This window comes from Saccharomonospora iraqiensis subsp. iraqiensis, from assembly GCF_000430445.1.
GTDB classification, from domain to species: Bacteria; Actinomycetota; Actinomycetes; order Mycobacteriales; family Pseudonocardiaceae; genus Saccharomonospora; species Saccharomonospora iraqiensis.
On sequence record NZ_KE387057.1, the window covers coordinates 1 to 5,451 of the forward strand.

Below are 5,451 nucleotides of genomic sequence, written 5' to 3' on the forward strand. Positions count from 1 at the left end.
CGGCGGGGCGCAACAGCGCGGCCGCGCCCGCCTGGGGCGCGAGCCTGCCCGCCACCTCGGACATCGGGGCCAGCAGCGGCAGCGCCCCGTCGTCGGTCTGCACCGTCTCGTAGGCGATCGCGGTCGTGCCCGCCTCCAGCAGTGCCCGGGTGAGCGACCCGTCCGCGGCGAGGTGCAGATAGGTGAACAGCACCTGATCCGCGCGCAGGTGCGCGTACTCGGCCGCGACCGGCTCCTTCACCTTGAGCACCAGCTCGCCCTCGGCCCACACGTCCGCGGCGGCGTGCAGGACCGTGGCCCCGGCCGACTCGTACTCCGCGTCCGTGATCGCCGAACCGGCCCCCGCGCCGGTCTCGACGAACACCTCGTGCCCTCTGCGGGTGAGCTCGTCGACGCCGGTGGGGGTCAGTGCGACCCGGTACTCGTGCTTCTTCGTCTCCCGGGGGACGGCGATCCGCACGTCTGCCTCCTCGTTCTCGGCGCGGCCGGTGGGGATCACCCGCGGGCCGCGTTCCACGTCCCGACCGTGGGTGCACGGTGGGGAAGGTCCATCCTCCCCACCGGCGCAAGGAGTACCCGCTCCGGCGCGGTCCGACGGAGCGCACCCGGGTCAGGCGCCCGGTGGTGTCCGGCTACCGTGCGGCGTGCAGTGCCCCGAGAGCGAGCTCGGCGAGCAGCTCGGCGAGTTCCGGGTCGGGCAGGTGGCGACTGTGCGGGGTGGAGTTCATCAGTCCGAACACGGCGTGCGCGGTGGACCGTGCGCGGGTGTCGTCCAGGTGCGGGACGGCGGCGCGGAGCGCGTCCACCCAGACCTCGACGTAGCGGCGTTGCAGCGCGCGCACCTGTCTGCGGTCGTCCTCGGTCAGGTTGGCCAGGTCGCGTTCCTGCACCGTGATCAGCGCGGGCTGGGTCAGGGCGAAGTCGACGTGGAACCGCACCAGCCCGGCCAGGACCTCGTCGGGAGGACCGTCGTGCCCGGCGTGTCCGAGGGCTCCGTCCAACAGGTACCGGCTGATCGAGGTGAGCATCTCGCCGAGCATGGCGTCCTTGCTGCGGAAGTGCCGGTACAGTGCCGGGCCGGAAATGCCCACGGCGGCGCCGATGTCGTCGATCCCGACGCCGTGGAATCCGCGGTCGGCGAACAGCTCGGCCGCGGCCGCGAGGATCTCCTCGCGCCGACTCGCCTTGTCACCGCGGATCAGGGGGGAACCGGAGGACACCGGCACACTCTAGCGCTTTCGTTAGCGCGCGCTAATGACGGGCCGACCTCCGGCGTAAGCCGTCCGGGTGGAGTTCGATTCCGGCTCCCACTCCGCGAGGCGGTCACCTGGTAAGCATTTTCCTCGGCCGATCGTCGATGGAAGGTGCGCCATGATGGTGCGGACCCGTCGGTTCCTCGCAACGATAACAATCACGTTACTCGCCCTGGCGGGGGGAGTCGTGCCGACGGCCGCCGCGCCCGCCGTCGACTACGTCGCGCTGGGCGACTCGTATTCCTCCGGGGTGGGCGCCGGATCGTACGGCGATTCCGGCAATTGCAAACGCAGTTCCAACGCGTATCCGGCGCTCTGGGCGGAATCGCACCCGGTTTCCGACTTCGAATTCGCCGCCTGCCTCGGCGCCCGCACGTCCGACGTGATCAGCCAGGCGTCCGCGCTGGACGCGGGCACCACGCTGGTGACCCTGTCGGTCGGCGGGAACGACGCGGGCTTCACCGACGTGATGATCGACTGCACGCTCGGGACGGACCAGCAGTGCGTCGACCGGGTGGCCACCGCGGAGGACTACGCCACGACCACACTGCCCGGCCTGCTCGACGACGTCTACGCCACGGTGACCGCCAACGCCCCGAACGCGGAGGTGATCGTGCTGGGATATCCCCGCTTCTACGAGATCGGGGGCTCGTGCCGGGCGGGGCTGAGCGACACGAAACGGTCGGCGATCAACTCGGGTGCGGACACGCTGGCCGAGGTCACCGCGCAGCGCGCGGCGGCCGCGGGCGTCACCTTCGTCGATGCACGGGGCCACTTCGACGGCCACGAGATCTGCTCCGACGGCGAGTGGTGGCTGCACAGCCTCACCTGGCCCGTCGACGAGTCCTACCACCCGACCGCCGCGGGGCAGGCGTCCGGATACCTGCCCGCACTGGAGTCCGTGACCGGCTGAGCCGGCCGGCACGGGACCCTGGACACCACCCGTTAGTGGCCGCTAACCTCGCATCGGACGTTAACGGCTGCTAACTTGAGGGTGTGATGGACACTCCGGCGCTGACCAGCTCCGTCGATCCCGGCGGGGAAGCGGGTACCCGCAACACCCGTGCGCACACCGAGCTGGTGGACGATCTGCGTGCCCGCCTGGCCGACGTGCGTCCGGGCGGACCCGAGAAGGCACGGGCCCGGCATGTCGAACGGGGCAAGCTGTTGCCCCGCGACCGGGTGGACGCACTGCTCGACCCCGGTTCGCCGCTGCTGGAACTCTCCCCGCTGGCGGCCACCGGGCTCTACGACGACGAGGCCCCGGCCGCCGGGATCATCACCGGGATCGGCCGGGTGTCCGGCCGCGAGTGCGTGATCGTGGCGAACGACGCCACCGTCAAGGGCGGCACCTACTACCCGGTGACGGTGAAGAAGCACCTCCGGGCGCAGGAGGTGGCGCTGCACAACAACCTGCCCTGCCTCTACCTCGTCGACTCCGGCGGCGCGTTCCTGCCGCGTCAGGACGAGGTGTTCCCGGACCGCGAGCACTTCGGCCGCATCTTCTACAACCAGGCCACCATGTCCGCGCGCGGGATTCCGCAGATCGCGGCCGTGCTCGGGTCCTGCACGGCGGGCGGCGCCTACGTCCCCGCCATGAGCGACGAGGCGGTGATCGTGCGGAACCAGGGCACGATCTTCCTCGGCGGACCACCGCTGGTGAAGGCCGCGACGGGGGAGGAGGTCACCGCCGAGGAACTGGGCGGCGGCGACGTGCACGCCCGGCAGTCCGGGGTGACCGACCACCTGGCCGCCGACGACGCCGACGCCCTGCGCATCGTGCGCTCCATCGTCGCCACCCTCGGGCCCCCACCGCCGCGTCCGTGGGAGACGGCGCCGGTCGAGGAACCCGCCGTCGATCCGGACGACCTCTACGCGGCCGTGCCCGTCGACTCCCGCACCCCGTACGACGTGCGGGAGGTGATCGCGCGGGTGGTGGACGGCAGCCGGTTCGCCGAGTTCAAGAAGGAGTACGGCACGACACTGGTCACCGGTTTCGCCCACATCCACGGGCACCCGGTGGGCATCGTGGCCAACAACGGGGTGCTGTTCGGGGAATCGGCGATGAAGGGGGCGCACTTCATCGAACTGTGCGACCGGCGTTCGATTCCACTGGTGTTCCTGCAGAACATCACCGGATTCATGGTGGGGCGCGACTACGAGGCCGGCGGCATCGCCAAGCACGGCGCGAAGATGGTAACCGCCGTGGCCTGCGCCCGGGTCCCGAAATTCACAGTGATCATCGGCGGATCGTTCGGTGCGGGCAACTACTCGATGTGCGGCCGGGCGTACTCGCCCCGGTTCCTGTGGATGTGGCCGAACGCCCGGATCTCGGTGATGGGGGGCGAACAGGCCGCCTCGGTCCTGGCCACGGTGCGCCGGGACGGATTCGAGGCGCGCGGGCAGGAGTGGTCGGCAGAGGCCGAGGAGGAGTTCAAGGAACCGATCCGGGAGCAGTACGAGACGCAGGGCAACCCGTACTACTCCACCGCGCGCATCTGGGACGACGGCGTGATCGACCCGAAGGACACCCGGACGGTGCTGGGGCTGGCGTTGTCCGCGGCGGGCAACGCGCCGCTCGAACCGGTCAACTACGGCGTCTTCAGGATGTGAGGGGCATGTTCGACACGGTTCTGGTCGCGAACCGGGGCGAGATCGCCGTCCGGGTGATCACCACGCTGCGCCGGATGGGGATCCGCTCGGTGGCGGTCTACAGCGACGCCGACGCCGACGCCCGGCACGTCGCCGAGGCCGATGTCGCCGTCCGGGTCGGTCCGGCCGAGGCCACGCGGAGTTACCTGTCCGTACCGGACATCGTGCGCGCCGCCGTGGACTCCGGCGCGCAGGCGGTGCACCCCGGCTACGGGTTCCTCTCCGAGAACGCCGCCTTCGCCCGCGCCTGCGCCGACGCCGGGATCGTGTTCATCGGACCGCCCCCGTCGGCGATCGAGGCGATGGGCGACAAGATCCGCGCCAAGGACACCGTGTCCGCCGCGGGCGTTCCCGTGGTCCCCGGGGAGAGTGACGTGTCCGGGGTGGATTCCGTGGCGGCGGCCGCCGACCGGGTGGGCTATCCGGTGCTGTTGAAGCCGTCGGCCGGTGGTGGCGGCAAGGGGATGCGGGTGGTGACCTCCCCCGAGGGCCTTCCGGAGGCGGTGGAGTCGGCGCGGCGCGAGGCGCGCGGGGCGTTCGGCGACGACCGGCTGCTCGTCGAGCGGTTCGTCACCGCGCCGCGGCACATCGAGATCCAGGTGCTCGCCGACTCCCACGGTCACTGCCTGCACCTCGGTGAGCGGGAGTGCAGCCTGCAGCGGCGGCACCAGAAGATCGTCGAGGAGGCACCGTCGGCGCTGCTCGACGCGGACACGCGCGAGCGCATGGGACGGGCCGCTGTGGAGGCCGCACGCTCGGTCGGGTACGTCGGCGCGGGCACCGTCGAGTGCATCGTCTCCGCCGACCGCCCGGACGAGTTCTTCTTCCTGGAGATGAACACCCGGCTGCAGGTGGAGCACCCGGTCACCGAACTGGTCACCGGCGTGGACCTGGTGGAGTGGCAGGTGCGCGTGGCGGCGGGGGAGCGGCTGACGCTGACCTCCGACGACGTGCGTCTGGAGGGGCACGCCGCCGAGGCCCGTGTCTACGCCGAGGACCCGGCGCGCGAGTTCGTGCCCACCGGGGGCACGGTGCTCGGCCTGGCCGAACCCGAGGCGGGCCACGTCCGGGTGGACTCCGGCCTGCACCCGGGCGCGGTCGTCGGCTCGCACTACGACCCGATGCTGGCCAAGGTCGTCGCCTGGGGGCCCGACCGGGCCTCGGCCCTGCACCGGCTGGACCGTGCCCTCGCCGACACCGCGGTGCTGGGCGTGCCGACGAACGTGCCGTTCCTGCGTGCGCTCGTCCGGCACCCGGAGGTGCGTGCGGGCCGGCTCGACACCGCGCTGGTGGAACGCGAGCTCGGCACGCTGACGGCCGGCGACGTGCCGGACGAGTTCCTCGTCGCGGCGGCGCTGGACCGGCTGGTGCGGCTGTACCCGGCGGGTCCGGTCGTCGACCCGTGGGACGTGCCGAACGGATGGCGGCTCGGGGGCAGCGCGGGGGTGGCGTTCCTGCTGCGCGCCGGGACGACCGAGGCCCTGGTCCATGTCGCGGGCACGCCGGAGGCGGCGCGGGTGACCGTGGGCGACGGCGACCCGGTCGA

Annotated in this window: 4 protein-coding genes and 1 pseudogene; 3 read left to right on the forward strand and 2 right to left on the reverse strand. The window is 71.9% G+C overall.

Annotation, left to right across the window (positions count from 1 at the left end; genetic code table 11):
* Positions 1–460: pseudogene (locus ACTIR_RS0104550) on the reverse strand (alanine dehydrogenase); the annotation flags it as partial.
* 172 nt (positions 461–632) lie between these two features.
* On the reverse strand, positions 633–1,220 hold the full coding sequence (locus ACTIR_RS0104555; protein ID WP_026453386.1) for an SACE_7040 family transcriptional regulator: 588 nt from the start codon (positions 1,218–1,220) through the stop codon (positions 633–635).
* Positions 1,221–1,371: 151 nt separating this feature from the next.
* On the opposite strand from ACTIR_RS0104555, the gene ACTIR_RS0104560 reads away from it, so the two are divergent.
* The 3 genes from ACTIR_RS0104560 to ACTIR_RS21705 form a co-directional block, all read left to right on the forward strand.
* Positions 1,372–2,166 (forward strand): SGNH/GDSL hydrolase family protein, encoded by a 795-nt coding sequence (locus ACTIR_RS0104560; RefSeq protein WP_026453387.1) that lies wholly within the window; start codon positions 1,372–1,374, stop codon positions 2,164–2,166.
* 86 nt (positions 2,167–2,252) lie between these two features.
* Positions 2,253–3,866 (forward strand): carboxyl transferase domain-containing protein, encoded by a 1,614-nt coding sequence (locus ACTIR_RS0104565; protein WP_026453388.1) that lies wholly within the window; start codon positions 2,253–2,255, stop codon positions 3,864–3,866.
* 5 nt (positions 3,867–3,871) lie between these two features.
* Positions 3,872–5,451: acetyl-CoA carboxylase biotin carboxylase subunit (locus ACTIR_RS21705; protein ID WP_065388538.1), on the forward strand; the 1,580-nt coding region annotated here is incomplete at its 3' end.

What these genes read in the sequence shown, in the direction of transcription:
- ACTIR_RS0104560 (WP_026453387.1), top strand. Translation starts at nt 1,372, where the DNA reads ATGATGGTGCGGACCCGTCGGTTCCTCGCAACGATAACAATCACGTTA.
- ACTIR_RS0104565 (WP_026453388.1), top strand. Translation starts at nt 2,253, where the DNA reads ATGGACACTCCGGCGCTGACCAGCTCCGTCGATCCCGGCGGGGAAGCG.